The following is a 19409-nucleotide window of genomic DNA, read 5'->3' on the forward strand; positions in this document are numbered from 1 at the left end:
AATGGGAAACGGTAAGGATGCCTGTCTTTTAGTGATCTGAGTCTATATAATTAATAGGTTTAAAATTAACTAATAAATTGAAGTTGGCTTGAGCTATTTTGTGGTGTATAAATAGCGGTTTTCATGTTAAGACCCAAAGCAGGTCCTCTGTTTCTGAAGATTTCTAAAGCGTCTTTTACTCCTGGTTTCTCCTTATTCCTTTTAAAGATTTACAACACCTGTTATCGAATACCATTTATACGTTCGGGTAAGGTCCTTAGGGTGTAATTGCTATTTGTAGGTATAATAAGCGCTGTTGTGTACGGGAGAATTAACAAAAATAAAAAAGGCTCACCTAAGTGAGCCTTTTTCCGCTATTAATCAATTTATCAGTAAAAATCCTAATGAAAGCATTTTATACTAACTAAACCAAAAATGAGTAACCAGCTCATTTCTAAAACAAAGATAAGGGCGATTCGCCTTATAAATTGTTGGCGTGTAATAGGTGTAGGTTTTTGTGTAATAGATGGAAAACTATAACGTTATATAGGCTGTTTCTGCTTACGTCATGTTACCTAATAATAAAAGAGGTCCTTTAGGACCTCTTTTAAATTTGGATTTACAATCTTTAGAATACTAGAGATTAAGGGTTTCTGTACTATTCTACAACCATTAGACTAATCAACTAAAAAATGAAAACTATCTTAGCAAGCATAAAGGTAATACCTTATCACGCTTATAAAAAGGGGTGTGATATAAGTGGTAGTTTATTTAAATAAACGGAAGTAATTGTGTAATTACTGTGTGTAAATACTTGGTATTGAATGTGTTATTTAATTTTTAGAAAGCGATGTAATCGATCTTGTCTACGTTTGGCAATAGGTAGTTGTTCTGAGTTTTCCATAACACAGTAATTTCCTCCGGCTTTATTAATACTCGTTACTTTTGTAAGATTAATGAGGTAGCTGTTGTGTATTCTAAAGAAGGTATTAGCATCTAACATCGTTTCGTACTCACCTAAGTTTTTAGTGGCTACAATTTGCCTATTATTAGTCAGGTTAAAAATAGAATACCGCCCTTCAGATTTTATATAAATGATATCGTCAACTTTAACAAAATCTATTTTTTCGGTTGAAGGAATCGCAATTAAATTTATTGGTAAATTGTTGTTGGTAACTGTTCTATAGAGGTTTTGTATTTGTTGTGCTTCAGTAAATTTATGATTTGCAATAGCCATACATGCTTTATTTACTGCCACGATGAGTTCATCAATTTCTATGGGTTTTAGTAAGTAATCTACGGCATTATATTTAAAAGCTTTTATTGCGAATTCATCAAAAGCGGTAACAAAAATCACCTTTGTTTCTGTAAAGGTTGCCTCTTCAAGTAAATCAAATCCCGTACCTTCATCTAACATGATGTCTAAAAAAAGTAATTGTGGTTTTAGTTTGTTAATAAGCGCAATGCCTTCGTTCTTCGTAATGGCTTTACCTACAATATTTAATTGCGGGCAATATTGATTAATAAAATGAACTAACAAGTCTAAATTGTTTATTTCATCATCAATTACGATGGCGGTTACCTTATTCATTGTGTTAAATTTATGGGAGACTAACTAGTATAACACTAAGGTACGTAAAATTATTCTGTTTTTTCAACCCATAAATTTTCTTTTAGAGGGATACACATAACAACTTTTGTGCCTTGTGCATTTTGGGTTTCATCCTTTAAATCAATTATAGCCCAAGTAATCTTTTCCTTATTAATACTATTGCTTATATTAATTCGCTCTTTCATGATGTGTGTGGCCCATGACTTATGATTGCCTTGGGACTTTTGTTTTATTTTCATTGCCAGACTTCTGCCAATACCATTATCTATGACTTCTGCTAATAAACTATTTTTGTGTTTTTTAAAGTTAATCGTCAGATTTAAATCTTCTTTTTTAGGCGATAGACCATGGATTATAGCATTTTCTATGATGGGTTGAAACAGCATACAGGGAATACTTTTGTTGTCAATATCCAAATCAGGATCAACATTAAACTGGATATTAATTTTGTTATCTAATCTTAAATTTTCGAGTTCTAAATAAGATTTTAAATAGGTAATTTCATTCTTTAATAAAACATACTCACTATTACTCATGTCTAAAGTGAGGCGAAGCAATTTTGAAAAGGCGGTAAAGTATTTATTAGCTGCTCGCTCACCTTTTAAAATCATGACGCTTTGCATCCCATTTAAGGTATTAAATATAAAATGAGGATTCATTTGTGCACGCACGGCTTTAGATTCAAGGGCTTGAATTTTTCCTTTAAGGTCAAATTCTTTTTTTACTCGTTTTCTGCGGCGATTATTTCTAATGGATATAAAACTGAAAATCATAAATATATTTAAACTTACAAACCAAAGTTCTTTGTAAAATATTTGTTCGATGTGAACGCTATATTTTAATGTGTTCGTTGGGTTTCCGTTAGAAGAAAAGCCCTTAATTTCTATAACGTAATTTCCTGGATTCATTCCTCGCAGATCTAACTTCGAATAATTCTCTAAATCAATCCACTCTTCAGAAAGTTCTTTAATACGGTACTGATAGACATTATTTTCGGCATTAAACAGGTCATTAATACTAAAATTTAAGGTGAGGTAATTTTGTTCATACGGTATGTTGAATTCTTTTATCGTTTGACCTTCATCTAATAGGGTTCTAACCGATACATTTTTCTCCAATGCTTCATTATACATTTGATAATCTGTTAGTACAATCTTGTAACTTTTACTCTTAGCAGCAATATCATTGGGATTAAAGCTAGTAACGCCTTTTATGCCACCAAAGTAGAATAGACTGTCACTGGATTTAAAGTAGGATTTGGCATTAAATTCGTTATGCATCAAACCATCGACCTCATAGTACGTTTGTACAGCCTGAGTCTTTTTGTCCACTTTTACTAAGCCATTAAACGTGCTTACCCAAATATTTTTACTGCCTTCTAAAATGCCAGCAATATTACCGTTTGAGAAGCCCTTTAATGCATTAAAATTGATACTTAAAAGCGCGTTCTGATTGACATACTGTAAGCCATTTGGAGTGCCAATCCATAAATTATTAGCAGAATCTTCATATATAATCTTAACGTCATTATCTATTAGTGGGATTAATTTAGAAGACGTGTTGAAGAATGCGGAGCGTTTCGTTTTTAAATCTTGCTTAATCAGTGCGTTTTTACCAGAAGTTCCAATCCATAAAGTCTTTTGGTCTTTAGACAGGGTAATACATTTGATAGCTACATTATTTAAATCAATGTCGTCATTCAAGATGCTTTCATTTTTAAAGCTTTTTGTTTTTAAACTGAAAGCGTACAGGCCTTTAGAGGAGGCAAGCATTAGAACATCACCATTTATAATTTGTGCATCAGCAATGGAAACTCCAGATAAGGGAAAAGGATAGGTTTCAAAAGTGCCTGCTTTAATATTAAAAGCAATTAAAGAATCATGAAAACCATAGAACCAAAATATGTCGTCATTCTGGTTATAGAAATTATAAGAGTTATTTTTTACATAGTCATACGTTTTTAAGTCCTTAATATTATCTAAATCTATGGGTTGAAATTTTTTTGATCCTTTATTTTTTTCAAAAAGCCCTTGATTTGTAAAAACATAAATGGTGCCTTCGGCGTTTTCTGTAAAACCTCTACAACTAATATCTTGGTAATCTATGTGTTTTTTAAAACCAACATCGTTATATTTTATTTTTTTTAAACCATCTTCATTATGTAACCAGAAGTGACCCGCTGGATTATAAATTGCATTCGTAATGTTATGCTTAAAAGGGATGAAATCTTTTAAAATTAATTCATGCTTATTATTGTTTTTTTTCATTTTAAAACCCAAAAGCAGGTTTTCATCCGTGGCGATAAAGTTTAGATTATGATAAAAGTTTTTGCTAGCTTTTTCTGGAATGTACTGGGTCGTACTAAAAGGCATATTTAAAACTTGGCGATCTATGGCTTTAAGATACGTGTAATTGTAAATTTCATCTTTATAGGTATACACCCCAGACGTGTTGGAATCAAATAGAGTACCGTTTGGTAATAGAACGCTTGAGGCACTTTCGTCAATGTTTAATAACTTTGATTGTTCATTTTTAAATTGAATCCATTGGTTATCTTGATGAATTACTAGTGAGTTATCTTCTAATAGCATGGAGAGTTCCATCTGTGCATTTCGATATCTATTGCTATCTGTTGCTGGGAATTCACTAGACTCTATTTTATAATATAAAATATTGCCATTTGGTGTAATACGGTAGATAAAGTTTTTGTCTGTGCCTAACCATATGTTGCCCAATTCATCTTCAGCGATATCTGTAAAAATGACATCAAGATTGGTTTTTGGGTATTTTAATTCTATCCATTTTGAAGTTGCCGTCTTTAAATCTAAACAATTGAGACCTTTCTCTGTGCAAGCCCAAAGTTTGTTTTTACTAGATTTAAATAGTTTTGAGGTTATTAAAACCTGATCGTGTTTTTCTTTATCAAAGGCGTACTCGAAAAAGAACGATTTTCCATTGCCCATTTCTTTAACAACACCATCTTTTGTTGAGTACCATAAAAAACCATCGTCATCCAGGTATAGTTTTTTTTCTAAGTAAACACTAAAATTATTGTTATTTACTTTTATAGTACCAATGTCATAATCTTGGCTAAAACCCAAAAACAGTTGAAACATGAACAACGGTAAAAGTACATTCTTAATAGCTGAACGGGAGACTCTATTTAATGTTTGGTTAGGCAATAGTGCGTTGGTTTTGATATTAAATATATAACAATTAAAAAATTGTACTAAAGGTCATGTAATAATTGGTCAGCACAATTAATAAGTGGTTCGTCTTCATGTTCCGTGTAAAACGCGAAACCTTTGTGAAATAGCAAAGTACAAACTCATTTAGCAGGAAGCAAAAGTTAGTACTCTATTTATTTTCTGAGAATTAAATAAATAGGAAAATGATCGCTATAACCGCCTTTATAGCGTTTGCCTACATAGGTTCTATACGGGCTTCCTTTATATTTGCCTTCCATTTCCTTTAAAAAATCTTCATCAAATATGTTTGTATTCACATAGCGCAAGGTGTTTTTTTTGCGTTCAAAGAAATTAGGGGTCACTAAAAACTGGTCAAATAAATTCCATTCGTGACGGTGGCTCGTTGTCCCTCTATCTTGAGATAATAAGGTACCCATTGGGTTATACAAACCATGACTTAGTTCTAAGGCTTTAATACTTTTACTTGAGGGATCATCATTAAAATCTCCCATAATAACAATTTTAGCTTCAGGGTTTTTTTCTTTTATCTCCGAAATAATTTGAGTAACTTTTTCTGATGCTTTTATTCTTTTATGTTCAGTTTCAGCATTTCCGGTACGTCTGGAAGGCCAATGGTTTACTATGCAATGTAGCTCTAAGCCCTCAAGTAAACCACTAACTAATAGGATGTCCCGGGTTAAGTCGACAACACCAAATTCATCAATCAATTCTAGAGTATACGTCTTAGAATAAGCGACTTTAAAGACAGTGGTGTCGTAGATGAAGGCGACATCAATACCGCGTTCATCTGGTGAATTGTAGTGCACAAAATCATAGTTCAAACCGGCTAGATGCTCAGTATTAACTAAGTCTTTCAGCACCGCTTCATTTTCAATTTCGGCTAAGCCAACAATTACAGGGTGCTTTTGAGTGTCTTTTTTACCAATATTAGCAATAACATAAGCTATTTTTCTAAGCTTATTTTGATAACGTTTAATGCTCCAACGTTTTTCAGCCGTTGGAATAAGGTCATCATCCCGAGTGAATGCATCATCGTAAATATCGAACAGGTTTTCAATATTATAGAAAGCTATCGTATGGCTTATGTCTTTCTTTTTAAAGAAGTTTAGTGTCAAAGTTTTAATTTATAGCGTTAAAAATAGGGAAATTAATCTGCTTTCAATTTTATAATTTTATAACTGGTTCAAAAACCCATAGTAAGATACTTTTGTCTTTGAACAAAATTAAAGACATCATTTTTTCTTAAGATACTTTCAAACTAGAAAAAGGGATTAACTTTATGAGACACTATTTATTTGCTAATTGTTATACTATGGACTGTGAAATTAAAATGTAGATTAACCTACGCGGACTTTATGTAAACAATGAATAACAGCGTAGGATTAATCAAAAATCATAGCTTTTAACTAGTGACTAAACCTCTAATAATCCGCTGTGGACAACTTTAGGCCAGACTTAGCAGTACTTTATTTAGGAGTCGTAGCAAAAGAAATTTTTACCAAGGGGCTATGAAGTCTTGAGTTTTTTGTTACCTTTTTTTATCAGGGTAAAAATGAAAATATAAATTTGCGCTTTTAATCGAGAGCTAACCAAATTTAAAATCATTACAATTGCGTAACTTTGTTTTTTAAACACAAATATGCTAGAAAAAAAAGATATAGAACTTGAGAAAGCAGTTTTAATAGGTGTAGTAACCAAAGAGCAGAACGAAGAAAAATCTAAAGAATATTTAGATGAGTTAGAGTTTTTAACCTATACAGCTGGTGGAGAAGTTAAGAAACGTTTTACTCAGAAAATGGAGATGCCAAACCCTAAAACCTACATAGGTACGGGTAAAATGGAAGATGTGCGCAAGTACATTGCAGAAAATGACATTGGTACTGCCATTTTTGATGATGAATTATCATCATCACAAGAACGCAATATTAGTAAAATATTAGAATGTAAAGTACTAGATAGAACCAATCTCATTTTAGACATCTTTGCACAACGTGCGCAAACCAGTTACGCCAGAACACAAGTAGAATTAGCACAATGTGAGTATCTATTGCCGCGTTTGCGAGGGATGTGGACCCACCTTGAACGTCAAAAAGGGGGGATTGGAATGCGCGGACCAGGGGAAACCGAAATAGAAACCGATAGACGTATTGTACGCGATCGTATTACCTTACTTAAAAATAAAATAAAAACCATAGACAAGCAAATGTCTGTACAACGTGGTAATCGCGGCCAAATGGTGCGTGTAGCTTTAGTTGGGTATACCAATGTTGGTAAATCGACATTGATGAATACCGTAAGTAAAAGTGAGGTCTTTGCAGAGAACAAACTCTTTGCAACTTTAGATACAACGGTAAGAAAAGTGGTGATTCAAAACCTTCCTTTTTTATTAAGTGACACGGTTGGGTTTATTCGGAAACTGCCAACACAACTTGTAGATAGTTTTAAAAGTACTCTAGATGAGGTGCGTGAGGCCGATTTGTTATTGCACGTCGTAGACATCTCTCATCCTAACTTTGAAGAACACATTGCGTCTGTAAATAAGGTTTTAGGTGAGATTGGGAGTAGCGATAAACCAACCATCATGGTGTTTAACAAGATTGATGCTTACCAAGCGAAACCTTTTGATGACAGCGATTTAATTGCCGAACGTACTGAAGAGCATTATAGCTTAGCAGAATGGAAAAAAACATGGATGAATAGAGTAGGAGAAGACAATGCGCTTTTTATTTCAGCGTTAAACAACAAAAATCTTGAAGATTTTAAAAAACGTATTTATGATGAGGTTCGTGAGATTCACGTGACCCGTTTTCCATACAATAATTTTCTATACCCAGATTATGATTATGACGCGATGGGAGAAGAAGAGTAACGTTTTAAAATTGTTTTAAATTCTAATAATCCTGATTATTTCACGTTATACTTATCATGATTAAAAAAAAGATTGCCATATATCTAAAAAATAAATGGATTAAATGGTCACTGTTTGCAATAGCTGTAGCTTCATTTTTAGTAATTGTATTTTTTCTTAGTATTTATTTTGGCGCCTTTGGGAAACTTCCAACATCCAATGAGCTGAGTCATTTAAAACAAGCCGAGGCGACTCAGGTACTGGATAAAGAGGGCAAATTAATTGGTAAATATTATATTTACGACAGACAGCCTTTGGCCTATACCGATTTTCCCGAACATCTTATTGAGGCACTAATTGCTACTGAAGATGTGCGTTTTTACGAACACGATGGTGTAGACAACATTAGTTTGCTTCGTGTTTTTTTTAAAACCATTCTTTTTCAAGACCAATCTTCTGGAGGCGGAAGTACCATTACCTTACAATTGGCTAAAAACTTATATGGTAGACAAAATCAGGTGGTATTAGGGACGCTCATTAATAAATTAAAGGAAGGGATTGTTGCCAAACGCATTGAAAACCTGTATTCTAAAAAAGAAATCTTAACATTATATCTAAATACGGTGCCCTTTCCAGACAATACCTATGGCATAGAGAGTGCGTCGCGTAAATTTTTTAATAAGTCAGCGGCATCATTATCACTCTCTGAAGCTGCGACACTTGTAGGGACTTTAAAGGCTAACAATTATTACAATCCGAGACGACATTTAAAAGAAAGTCAAAAACGGCGTGATGTGGTATTACACCAAATGCTAAAATATGACTACATCGCTAAAGATAAATACGAAACAACCAAGGCGCAAGCCGTGATTTTAGATTACCAGTCCTTTAATCATGATTTAGGGACGGCCCCCTATTTTAGGGCGCAGGTAAAAAAGGAATTACAAATCATTTTAAAAGCGTATAAAAAACCGAATGGCGATTCCTATGACCTTTATAAAGACGGACTCATCATTCACACCACTTTAGATTACAGCATGCAGCTGCTTGCAGAAGCCTCCATGGGCGAGCATCTTACGGCGTTACAGAAAGCATATGAAGCGTCTTATGGCAAAAACGCACCTTGGGAAACAAATCAAACCCTAATCAATACCGCTACAAAAGCATTAGTTGTTTATAAAAAGTATAAAAAGTTGGGTTTAACCGAGGTTCAAATAGCAGATTCTCTAGCTGTTAAACGAGACATCGAGTTGTTTGAATGGGAGGGAAACATCACAAAACAAGCCTCGCCTATAGACAGCTTAAAGCATTATTTAAAGCTTTTAAATACGGGAATGCTTGCTATAGAGCCCAAAACAGGAGCGATTAGAACCTATATAGGCGGTATAGATTATCGTTATTTTAAGTACGATCATGTCTCACAAAGTGAACGGCAAGTAGGATCGACGTTTAAGCCCTTTGTTTATACAGCAGCCATTGAAAACGGAATGGAGCCCTGCACGTATTTTTCTCCTGCAGCGATAACGTATTCCAACTACAAAAATTGGACCCCTGAAAATTCTGGAACCGAAGAGGAAGATCCACATCTTAATTACAATCTTGAAAAGGCTTTGAGTGAATCACTAAATACGATCGCTGTTAAAGTGTTAGATGAGGTAGGCATCGCAAAGGTAATCGCACAAGCTAAGCAATTAGGCATCACTACAACATTACCTGAAGAACCTTCATTGGCTTTAGGTGTTGCTGAAATCAATATGAGTGAACTTGCCGGGGCTTATGCTAGTTATGTTAATAATAGCAAACCTGTTAAACCTTATTACATAACTAAAATTGAAGACAAAAACGGTAACGAAATCGTGACCTTTGAGCCAGAAATTGGGAAAGCGCAAGCCTATAGCGATTATACGAGACAAGTGCTTTTACAGTTTATGCAAGCTACAGTGAATACGGGTACCGCCTCCAGATTACGAAAAACGTACAATCTCAAAAATGAAATTGCAGGTAAAACGGGAACGACACAAGATAATAAAGATGGTTGGTTTGTGGGTATAACCCCTAATTTAGTGGTCGTTAATTGGGTAGGGAATGATAATTATGCTATTGGATTTAAAACGACAGGAATAGGGCAGGGCGCCAATTCAGCCTTACCTATTTTTGCTGGATTTTATCAAAAACTGAATGCAGAGGCCAAATATAATACCATTACTAAAGCGACGTTTGAAAAACCCTCAGCTGAAGTATTAGCAGATTTAGAATGTAGTAAAGAAAAAAGAGATGGGTTTTTAAAACGCTTGTTTGGGAATAAGAAGAAAGAACGGGAATTTGATGCAGAGGACTAAATGCTTTAACAGAGCAGTTTAGAAAAAAAGAAGCTGTCTAGAAAGACTATTTAAAGGACTATGTCAGGTTGAGCTTGTCGAAACCAGTATTGATTATCTGTAAATTAAAATACTTCAAGAAGCTTATTGTGACAATAAAAACAGCAAGAATACAAGACTAAAAAAGCAAGTAGAACATATGTTCTACTTGCTTTTTTTATTGATTTAGTATGTCTAGTTACAAATTATAACTCAACCCAAGCACCCAATAGGTTTGTAATTTATTATCCACGTTGTCAAATGTAGGTACAACTGCTGGAGGAATAGCCATAGGATCATATTGACCAAGCGCATAACTTAAAGCTTCTTGTTTGTTGCTTCTTAACCCAAAATCAAAACCAATACCAATTTTTTTCCATAATGTATAACCCAAAGAATTTATCCAAGTAAAGTTTGATAAATCACTACTATCATAGCTTTGGAAAGTAGAAAAGGTAGATTTAAAATTCACTTTTCCAAATTTTGCAGTATAGTCGGCAACGATTTTAGCGCCTAGAGAAGATTCGAAAACAGTGTCTTCTTTAGCAAATACAAAGTTGTAATTTAAGGGATGAATAACAACAAAAAGATTTTCTGTAGGATTCCAAGTCCCACCGACACCCACGTCTAAATACCCTGGATCATTAAAATTATTTAATAATGTTGTTCTGTATTCTGTTAAACCAGAAATAGCAAAGGTTTTACTAATATTTCTACCATATAAAGACGAAATATTAAACACATCTGTGGCTTCTCTAAATGCAGCACTGTCAGTAGGATCGTCTTTGTCGTCTAGTTTAACCCATGCTAAATTGACGTTTAAAGCATTTCTCCAGAAAAATTTATCCTGTTTTAAGTTAGCAAAGGCATTTACCGTAAAACCGAGGTTTGCCGAAGTGTTATTTGGCGACCCCTGTGAGTACCAATTATTAAATTCTGAATAACTCCCTCCAATAGTCCCAAAAGCGCCTTTTCTCCAGCCTGGTAAGGCCTCTATTTTTGCTTGAAGGGCATCTGCTTCCGCTTGAAATTTATCTGCTTGCGCTTGTTTCTCTGCTTTTTCAGTTTTAAGTTCTTCTTTAGTTTGTGCTTGCATAGCAGTCATGCCGATGAGTAGGGCAGACACTAGTATTAATTTTTTCATGTGTGGATTAATTGTAGTTAAAATATAATGGTTACAAAGATAGGATTTGTTACCATTTTTATCAAAAATAAAGTAAGAGCTAAGCTGTTGATTAGTAGATTTAAAGTTAATCAATGGCGTTGTTAACGTTTGTATAGGGGGACAGAAGAGCAGGCTTCACCATACATTAAAGATTTTACAACAGGCTTTAGCTTTTTTATAAGCATAGTATACGCATTTACCGGTACAGGCTTGTTAGAACAGCCTTTAATAATTACAGGCATATCTTTAAATGAAGCCACGTCTATGGTGGCTAAAATGTCTTGATATATGGAGGTTTCCAAATCGGCCAAGGTTCCAATAACCACTTTTTCAACAAAAGGTTCCAAGCTTACTGTTAACAGCATAAATGCCCAGGCTGGAACAATAGCATCTGTTGAGCAGGTTAAAGCAACATAGTTGTTTTTATATTGGGACCAATCATGGTTTTTTACACTCTCGCGAAAGGCTTTTTCACGTAAAACCAAACCTTCCATCAGCCAATCTTTAATATCAAACAAGACACGATCTCCTTCAGGATAAAAATCCTCAAGATTAAAGGTTACTAATTTGCTATTCGCTACGCGATTGATTATTTCATCTGCCATAGTTCAAAGTTAAGTATTTTTTACTGAATTTATTGATAACCTTCGGCTTGTAACTGAAAAAGTTGGGCATAAAGCGATTGGTTTGCCATTAGTGCGTCGTGGGTTCCCATTTCTAAAACACGGCCTTCATCAAGAACAAGAATTTTATTGGCCTGCCTAACGGTGCTAAATCGATGGGAGATAATAATACTTGTTTTATCTTCGGTTAGACCTATAAAACGCTCAAATACCTCGCTTTCTGCTTTGGCATCTAATGCTGAGGTGGGTTCGTCTAGGATCATCACCTTAGCATCTTTCATATAGGCTCTAGCCAAGGCTATTTTTTGCCATTGACCGCCAGATAATTCTTGCCCCTTATAAAAACGCTTGCCTAATTGTTGGTTGTATCCCCGTTTCAATTCAGAAACCACCTCATTCGCTAAACTTAATTCTGCAGCTTTTTCAATTTTCTTCTGATTGTCTATTTGAGTGATATCACCAATGGCAATGTTTTCTTTAACGGTGAATTCGTATTTAAAGAAATCCTGAAAAATAACGCCAAAAAGCGCTTGATACGCTGCTTTATTATAGCGGTTAATATTTACGCCGTCCAATAAAATTTCACCGGTGGTAGGTTCATAAAAGCGCAATAATAACTTCGTTAAGGTGGTTTTTCCAGCGCCATTTTGACCTACAAAGGCTAGTTTTTCACCGGCTTTAATTTTAAAGCTGATGCCTTTTAAAATTTCGTTATCCGATTCGGGATAAGAAAAGGTGACGTCTTTGAACTCAAATCCAAGGGTGATTTTTTCTGGAAGCGGCATGTCTTCCACATATTTAGAGGCGACCGAAATATCGATAAAATCGAAATAGTCCTTGAGATATAAAGCACTTTCAGAGATACGCGTAAACTTTGAAAAAAAGTCCTGCAAGTTTCGTGTTAGCCTATTAAAGGCACCAGATAAGAAGGTGAGTTCCCCTAAAGTAATGACTCCAGAGATCACTCTGTAAATAATAAACACATAAGCACCATAATAACTTAGGGTCCCAAGAACATTAAATACAAAGCCCAGTGCAGAACGCTTGACCGCTAATTTTTTATTAAGCTCATAATATTCCTGAGACAGGTTTTTAAAACGGTCTACAACAAAATCTGTGAGTCCAAAGAGTTTAATTTCTTTAGCCGTTTGATCATTAGCACCAATATACCTAAGGTAGTCTAGTTCTCTTCGCTCGGCCGTCCAGCCTCTTGCTAAGGAGTATTGCTGTTGGCTAAACCAAATTTCATTGATAAAAGAGGGGATAATACTAAGTACCAGTAAAATAATAAGATAAGGTTCAAAATAGATTAAACCGGCTACTAAAGTAGCAATGGAGATAAGACTTTGCACTTCGCCTAAGGCATTTGACATTAAGCCAACCCTTCCTGTGGTTTGGGTCCTGGCACGCTCTAGCTTGTCGTAAAACTCGGAGTCTTCGAGTAGACTAATATCTATCTGATTGGTTTTTTTAATGATTCTTACCGAGCTATCAATAGAATAAGCATCGCCTAGTAGGCCATCGGTAAGTTGAATGGCTCTACTTACTAAATCTGAAAGAATAATCAAGCCCAATTCTATGGCAACATAGGTCCACAGCTGAGATAAATCTGAATTTTCTAGTTTGGTTTGTAATATGATTTCATCAATGATGATTTTACCTATCCATAATACGATGACTGGTAAAACAGCACCAATGAGTCTACAAAAAGCAGAGAGTAAAAAGAGTTTTTTATTGGTATTCCAAATTTCTTTAAAGAATCTTGGAATGAAAACCAATGCACTAAAAGACTTTTTTAAGCTGGTTTTGTTCCCGTCTTTTAATGATTTTGGTGTCTGTCTTGGCATTAATATTTATGGTAATTACTGAGGTAGCTAAAGCATCAGGGATGCTAACTTATAGCATGCCGAGTTCTAACTTCGCCTCTTCGCTCATTAACTCTTGTGTCCATGGCGGATCAAAAGTGATTTCAACTTCAGCGTTTTTCACGTCCTTAAGTGATTTTACTTTTTCTTCTACTTCAAGAGGTAAGGTTTCTGCAACTGGGCAATTAGGGGTGGTTAAAGTCATTAAGATTTTAACATCATATTCTTCATTTACGAAAACGTCGTAAATTAGTCCTAGTTCATATATGTCAACTGGGATTTCCGGATCGAAAATGGTTTTTAAAACCTTTACTATTTTTTCTCCTAGTTCTGTGGTATCTATAACTGTATCGCTCATCTTAAATTTTTCATTTCCACGTCAGTGGACGTCTTTTCAATATTTTTACTTCAGTAATGCTCAGTGTAACAAAGCCTAATTAAGTTGTGTTTGGTACGCAATGGCATACAATTTTAATTGTTTAATCATACTCACTAATCCATTGGCTCGGGTAAGCGATAAGTGCTCTTTTAATCCAATCTCATCTATAAAATCTGTATCTGCTTCGATAATAGCTTTAGGATGTTGATTAGAAAATGTTCTAATGAGTATGGCTATAATACCTTTGGTTATAATGGCATCGCTATCTGCTGTAAATGTTATTTTATCATCTTTCATTTCAGCATGCACCCATACTTTACTTTGGCAGCCTTTAATGATGTTGCTTTCGGTTTTATATTGGTCGTCTATTAAAGGTAAATCCTTACCTAAGTCTATCATATATTGATAGCGCTCTTCCCAATCTTCAAACATTGAAAACTCGTCAATAATTTCAGCTTGTATCTCCTGTATGCTTTGCATTTTATGTTTCTTAGTTCTGCTACAAAATTACGGAAATCTTGTAGATTTATCCCTTAGTTTCAGCAGCAATATTTAAAACCATAGTTACTAATGGTTCAATAGCTTTATTTGGATTTCCAGCATCAAATCCTGGAACAGTATAGGTTTCTCCGTTTTTAGTAACTGTAAAGTCAACCATTGGAGCACCATCGTATTGGTGTGCCTTAGTTGGCGCTTCCAAATTAGTTATGTCTTTTAAATCTGTTTTTTCAATTAGCGCCATTAAAGCATTCCAATCTGCATCGCTACAGGTTTTTACTTCTGCTTTTCCATCAATGACGTTTTGAACGCTAACCGTTTTATTTTCTATAACTATTTTTTTAAAGCTCCCTCTGGTATGTGCTTTATACTCAATTTTAATACTTTTTTGCGCTGTCTTGCTCATCTCTATTTGTTCTTCAGAAGTAGAATTTGCCCCTTCTGAAGGCTCGGTAGTAGCGGTTTTAGCCGTGCCACAGGTGTTTAAAATAATTGTAAATAATATAATCGTGAATGTTTTCATCTTAGTAATTATTTGTTTGCTTTTTATAATAATACAAAAAAGACGCCAAAGTTGGCGTCTTTTATTTTTTTATGTTTAGAAAACTTAGTTTCCAGCTAATGCAGCTCTTGATCCACCTGGAGCAAAAATAGCACGCATTCTGTTTCTTTGACCGTCAGAGAACATATACATACATTCGTCATTAGTGTAATCCATATAGTTCATTGTCATATCATTTGACTTACAGTTAAGTGTTGGGTAAGAAGGACAACCGTAGTTTGGACCGTCAGAAGAAGGTGTATCGGCAACAAAATCGTCTTGACGACATCTTCCATCTCCCCAAATGTGACGTAAGTTTAAGTAGTGACCAACTTCGTGAGTTCCAGTTCTTCCTTTATCAAAAGGCGCCGATACGTTTCCAGTGTTACCAAAATACTGAGTACCTACTACAACACCGTCTGTACTTGAATTCCCTCCAGGAAACTGTGCATAACCTAAAATTCCGCCACCAATATTACATACCCAGATGTTTAAGTGTGTTTCTGGCGTTACAGGTGGATAAGCTGATTTTACAGCATCATTGGTTCCCCAAGATGTGTTAGAATTTGCATGTCTGAAGGTTCCTGCTAATGTAAATTCTATTTCTGTATCTGTTATAGCATTATCAAATTCTGATGGTAATTGGTTGGCATCACTATTCGTCTTTCTAAAATCTTCATTTAAGACAGAGATTTGAGAGGTAACCTGTGCATTGCTAATATTTTCACTTGAGTTGCTGTAAACAACATGTACATAAACAGGAATATTTACGATTCCGAAGCCATCGTCTACAGGAAGAACATCAGTATTACCTGATCCTCCACCACCTCCTGGGCCACCGCCGTTAGCAGGCTTTCCTTTAGCTGCAAGAAATTTTCTAGTATTGTACTCAACATCGTACATTTTGTCAGCTAATTTTGGATCTTTATTTAACTGTCTGTTTAGGTTTACCATAGAATAACAAGAGGCTTTTCCTTCCGCCGCTCTATTTGCTTCGTCTACATCGGCATCGGTGTAAACGTAAAAGTCGCTCATATCTATTTTAGATTGTTCGTCTTTTAATTCTTGTGTTTGGTCTTCATTACATGAGGTAAATACTAAGGCTAAAACAGCCATACTTAGGACTAATTTTTTCATTATTTTTTAAATATAAGGGTTTAATGTGTGCCGAATATATGAAAATATCTCAGAAAAAATGTTAAAACGCTGAGACTAAACCAACTTTTAGATAAAGTGTATTTGTAGAAAAGTACTCAATCTATTAGATAAACGGGGAATACGTCTTAAACATCTGTTTGTTAGAGGATTGTGTAATAGAATGTCTTGTTTGTCTTTTTTTTTTGTTATTAATTTAAGCCTCGTGTTGTTGTTCTATTAATTTTGACAAAAATTAGTGTGTATATAAAATATGCTTCTTAATTAAACAAATTATTGTAATTGCTTATGATTATAACTGTTGTCCATAAGCTTATTAATAGGAAGTCATGAGTTAGTAATAAAGGAGGGCTGTTGAATTTAAGACATACTCGAGATTAAACCCTAAACTTAGTCCAAGATTCACACGCCATGGTTCTCAAAAAATTAGTAGTAGATACCTAGTTTAATAATGGAAGTGCATTCAGGAATAATTAGCTTTTCTACCAAAGGGTATGCTAATAAGCGATTGCTTTCAGTAGACCTATATATTATTAAAAATTTAATAATAAAAAAATAGTTTTGTGTTAAGACAACATCATCTTTGCTTTCTTTACACCAGTAACTAAAGCGTCGATTTCCGCTTTAGTGTTATAAAAGGCGAAAGAAGCACGAACGGTTCCGGGAATGTTGTAGAAATCCATAATGGGTTGTGCACAGTGGTGACCGGTTCTAACGGCTATACCCATTTTATCTAAAAGCGTACCAACATCGTAGGGATGAATACCTTGTAAATTAAAGGAGATCACTGAGGTTTTATTTTTTGAAGTGCCGTAGATTTTTAAGCCTTCTATTTCTAAAAGCTTTTCTGTACCATAGACCAATAGTTCGTTTTCGTAGTTAGCGATAGTATCAAAGCCTATATTGTTCATGTAATCTATGGCTGCGCCAAAGGCAATACCGCCGCAAATGTTTGGGGTGCCTGCTTCAAATTTATGTGGTAAACCCGCATAGGTCGTTTTTTCAAAACTTACGGTGGCAATCATTTCGCCACCCCCTTGATAAGGTGGTAATTTTTCCAGCCATTCTTCTTTTCCGTAGAGCATACCAATACCCGTTGGTCCACAGATTTTATGAGCAGAAGTGACGTAAAAATCAACATCTAATGCCTGAAGGTCTGGTTTTATGTGTGGAGCCGCTTGTGCACCATCGATTAGAACTGCAGCACCAAACGCATGTGCTTGTTCGATTATCTTTGTTATGGGGTTTATGGTGCCTAAAGCATTAGAAATATGATTAACAAAAACCAGTTTTGTTTTATCTGAAAGTAATTGGGAATACGTATCCATTTCCAATTCACCATTTAGGTTCATAGGAATCACTTTTAATAGGGCCCCAGTTTTTTCACATAGCATTTGCCAAGGCACAATGTTACTGTGATGCTCTAAAGCAGAGACTATAATTTCATCCCCTTCCTTTATTAAAGACGCAAATCCATGAGCAACTAAATTGATACTTTCGGTAGTCCCAGAAGTTAATATAATCTCGTAAGCGTGTTTGGCATTGAAATGCTGTTGAATGGTATTTCTGGCCGCTTCATATTTATCTGTGGCTTCTTGGCTTAATGTGTGAACGCCACGGTGAATGTTTGCGTTGTAGTTAGAATAGTAATCAACGATAACGTCTATAACCTGTTGCGGTGTTTGCGAGGTTGCTGCGTTGTCAAAATACACTAACGGTTTACCATTAACTTTGCGGTTAAGTATAGGGAAATCTTTTCTTATGTTTTTTAAATCTAGCATTAAAGATCAAACCCCAGATTAACACCTAGTTTGTTTGCAATTAACTTAGTAATACGTTGCTTCAATTCAGGAATTTTGACTGAACTGAGTACGTTGTTACTAAAGGCAAACATCAATAAGGCTTTAGCTTCTTTCTCTGGAATACCACGAGAACGCATATAAAACATGGCGCTTTCATCTAATTGCCCAATAGTACAACCGTGAGAGCATTTAACGTCATCGGCAAAAATTTCTAATTGCGGTTTTGTATTTATAGAGGCTTTGTCACTTACTAAAATGTTATTATTCGATTGAAAGGCATTGGTTTTTTGCGCTTCCTTATTAACGACTACTTTACCATTAAAAACACCAGTAGCACTATCGCCAAAAATACCTTTGTAATCTTGGTGACTTTCACAGTTTGGCTCAATATGATGTACTAATGTATTGTGATCGACATGCTGTTTCTCACCAATAATCGTAATGCCTTTCATCGTAGAATCAATACGTTCCCCATTTTGGTAAAAGTTAAGGTTGTTACGTATAAGTTTACCGCCAAAAGAAAAAGTATGCACTAAACAGTGGCTTTGGTCCTTTTGATTTATAAAGGTGTTATCTATTAAAGAGGCGTTTCCGTTATCATTTTGTATTTTATAATAGTCAACAATGGCCCGTTTGTTTCCAAAGATTTCTGTAACACTGTTTGTTAATACAGGATTGTCAGTTAAACTTTGATGACGTTCAATAATTTGAACATGAGAATTCTCGTCGACTACAATTAAATTACGAGGTTGTAATAGTAACGCCGCTTCATTTCCTGTTGAAAAGTGTAAGATTTGAATCGGTTTTTCAACCATTTTATTCTTCGGAATATGTATGTAAGCGCCTTCGTTGGAAAACGCAGTGTTCAAAGATGCTAAACTGTCTTTTGTTGCGACTTTATTGAAGTAATTTTCAATAATCAATCTGTATTTTGGCTTATTTAAAGCTGAAGACATCAAACAAACATCAATACCATCATGTGTGGTCTGGGATAAATGTGATGAGTATTTTCCGTCAATAAATACTATTTTATAAGTATCGATATCATGAAGGAAATACTTTTTTACATCTTTATATTCTAGGGCATTTTCCTGTCTTGGGAACACGCTATAATCCTCTTTTAAAATACTTTTTAGTGAGGTGTATTTCCAGTCTTCCTGTTTTTTAGAAGGAAAACCAACGGTTTCAAATGTTTTGATGGCTTCGCTACGGATATCGTGTAAAGGGGAGTCCATATCGATATCATTTTCGAATGCTAAAAATGAGGTTACTAATTTTTCTTTTAAATCCATGTTGTAAGTCTTCAGTAATCAGTATTTATTTTTCAGTCCACGCAATGGTCAACTGTTTTATTTATAAGATTGACTACTTTTATT

The 19409-nt window shown here is 34.8% G+C and carries 14 protein-coding genes; 2 read left to right on the top strand and 12 right to left on the bottom strand.

The genetic code is table 11. The features are described from left to right. Positions 1-808: 808 nt before the first annotated feature. From GQ46_RS10795 to GQ46_RS10805, 3 genes are all read right to left on the bottom strand, one after another. Positions 809-1570 (bottom strand): LytTR family DNA-binding domain-containing protein, encoded by a 762-nt coding sequence (locus tag GQ46_RS10795; RefSeq protein WP_044401669.1) that lies wholly within the window; start codon positions 1568-1570, stop codon positions 809-811. Positions 1571-1620: 50 nt separating this feature from the next. Then, positions 1621-4707 (bottom strand): histidine kinase, encoded by a 3087-nt coding sequence (locus tag GQ46_RS10800; RefSeq protein WP_044401672.1) that lies wholly within the window; start codon positions 4705-4707, stop codon positions 1621-1623. Positions 4708-4952: 245 nt separating this feature from the next. After that, the gene (locus tag GQ46_RS10805) at positions 4953-5915 is read right to left on the bottom strand and encodes an endonuclease/exonuclease/phosphatase family protein (RefSeq protein WP_044401675.1); all 963 of its coding nucleotides are present in this window, start codon (positions 5913-5915) and stop codon (positions 4953-4955) included. A gap of 524 nt (positions 5916-6439) precedes the next feature. Between GQ46_RS10805 and hflX the strand changes: the two genes are divergently transcribed. Then, positions 6440-7669, top strand: coding sequence for a GTPase HflX (gene hflX / locus GQ46_RS10810; RefSeq protein ID WP_044401678.1), 1230 nt, complete (start codon positions 6440-6442; stop codon positions 7667-7669). Between the two features lie 56 nt (positions 7670-7725). After that, positions 7726-9987 (top strand): transglycosylase domain-containing protein, encoded by a 2262-nt coding sequence (locus GQ46_RS10815; protein WP_044401681.1) that lies wholly within the window; start codon positions 7726-7728, stop codon positions 9985-9987. A gap of 217 nt (positions 9988-10204) precedes the next feature. Here GQ46_RS10815 and GQ46_RS10820 read toward each other — a convergent pair whose 3' ends face one another. The 9 genes from GQ46_RS10820 to sufD form a co-directional block, all read right to left on the bottom strand. Then, a complete protein-coding gene (locus GQ46_RS10820; RefSeq protein ID WP_044401684.1) occupies positions 10205-11149 on the bottom strand; it encodes a DUF3078 domain-containing protein in 945 nt (314 codons plus the stop codon). Positions 11150-11271: 122 nt separating this feature from the next. After that, positions 11272-11775: a DUF2480 family protein gene (locus tag GQ46_RS10825; protein ID WP_044401687.1), complete on the bottom strand. Its 504-nt coding sequence runs from the start codon at positions 11773-11775 to the stop codon at positions 11272-11274. Between the two features lie 29 nt (positions 11776-11804). Next, positions 11805-13640, bottom strand: coding sequence for an ABC transporter ATP-binding protein (locus GQ46_RS10830; protein WP_044401690.1), 1836 nt, complete (start codon positions 13638-13640; stop codon positions 11805-11807). A 49-nt stretch (positions 13641-13689) separates the two neighbouring features. Beyond that, entirely contained in the window at positions 13690-14016 is a 327-nt protein-coding gene (locus tag GQ46_RS10835) for a DUF59 domain-containing protein (RefSeq protein ID WP_044401693.1), read from the bottom strand. A 75-nt stretch (positions 14017-14091) separates the two neighbouring features. Further along, positions 14092-14517 (bottom strand): SufE family protein, encoded by a 426-nt coding sequence (locus GQ46_RS10840; protein WP_044401696.1) that lies wholly within the window; start codon positions 14515-14517, stop codon positions 14092-14094. Positions 14518-14563: 46 nt separating this feature from the next. Beyond that, complete coding sequence (locus GQ46_RS10845) at positions 14564-15058, bottom strand: hypothetical protein (protein WP_052503458.1); 495 nt, start codon at positions 15056-15058, stop codon at positions 14564-14566. A gap of 84 nt (positions 15059-15142) precedes the next feature. Beyond that, positions 15143-16213, bottom strand: a complete 1071-nt coding sequence (locus GQ46_RS10850) for a zinc metalloprotease (RefSeq protein ID WP_044401699.1) — start codon at positions 16211-16213, stop codon at positions 15143-15145. A 584-nt stretch (positions 16214-16797) separates the two neighbouring features. Next, entirely contained in the window at positions 16798-18012 is a 1215-nt protein-coding gene (locus GQ46_RS10855; protein WP_044401702.1) for an aminotransferase class V-fold PLP-dependent enzyme, read from the bottom strand. Then, positions 18012-19325, bottom strand: coding sequence for a Fe-S cluster assembly protein SufD (gene sufD / locus GQ46_RS10860; protein ID WP_044401705.1), 1314 nt, complete (start codon positions 19323-19325; stop codon positions 18012-18014). The genes GQ46_RS10855 and sufD overlap by 1 nt, the downstream gene beginning before the upstream one ends. Between the last annotated feature and the right edge of the window lie 84 nt (positions 19326-19409).

It is taken from the genome of Lacinutrix sp. Hel_I_90, assembly GCF_000934685.1.
GTDB lineage: Bacteria > Bacteroidota > Bacteroidia > Flavobacteriales > Flavobacteriaceae > Lacinutrix.

What these genes read in the sequence shown, in the direction of transcription:
- GQ46_RS10815 (WP_044401681.1), top strand. Translation starts at nt 7,726, where the DNA reads ATGATTAAAAAAAAGATTGCCATATATCTAAAAAATAAATGGATTAAA.
- GQ46_RS10840 (WP_044401696.1), bottom strand. Translation starts at nt 14,517, where the DNA reads ATGCAAAGCATACAGGAGATACAAGCTGAAATTATTGACGAGTTTTCA.
- GQ46_RS10800 (WP_044401672.1), bottom strand. Translation starts at nt 4,707, where the DNA reads ATGTTTCAACTGTTTTTGGGTTTTAGCCAAGATTATGACATTGGTACT.
- hflX (WP_044401678.1), top strand. Translation starts at nt 6,440, where the DNA reads ATGCTAGAAAAAAAAGATATAGAACTTGAGAAAGCAGTTTTAATAGGT.
- GQ46_RS10855 (WP_044401702.1), bottom strand. Translation starts at nt 18,012, where the DNA reads ATGCTAGATTTAAAAAACATAAGAAAAGATTTCCCTATACTTAACCGC.
- GQ46_RS10820 (WP_044401684.1), bottom strand. Translation starts at nt 11,149, where the DNA reads ATGAAAAAATTAATACTAGTGTCTGCCCTACTCATCGGCATGACTGCT.
- GQ46_RS10795 (WP_044401669.1), bottom strand. Translation starts at nt 1,570, where the DNA reads ATGAATAAGGTAACCGCCATCGTAATTGATGATGAAATAAACAATTTA.
- GQ46_RS10830 (WP_044401690.1), bottom strand. Translation starts at nt 13,640, where the DNA reads ATGCCAAGACAGACACCAAAATCATTAAAAGACGGGAACAAAACCAGC.
- sufD (WP_044401705.1), bottom strand. Translation starts at nt 19,325, where the DNA reads ATGGATTTAAAAGAAAAATTAGTAACCTCATTTTTAGCATTCGAAAAT.
- GQ46_RS10850 (WP_044401699.1), bottom strand. Translation starts at nt 16,213, where the DNA reads ATGAAAAAATTAGTCCTAAGTATGGCTGTTTTAGCCTTAGTATTTACC.
- GQ46_RS10845 (WP_052503458.1), bottom strand. Translation starts at nt 15,058, where the DNA reads ATGAAAACATTCACGATTATATTATTTACAATTATTTTAAACACCTGT.
- GQ46_RS10835 (WP_044401693.1), bottom strand. Translation starts at nt 14,016, where the DNA reads ATGAGCGATACAGTTATAGATACCACAGAACTAGGAGAAAAAATAGTA.
- GQ46_RS10825 (WP_044401687.1), bottom strand. Translation starts at nt 11,775, where the DNA reads ATGGCAGATGAAATAATCAATCGCGTAGCGAATAGCAAATTAGTAACC.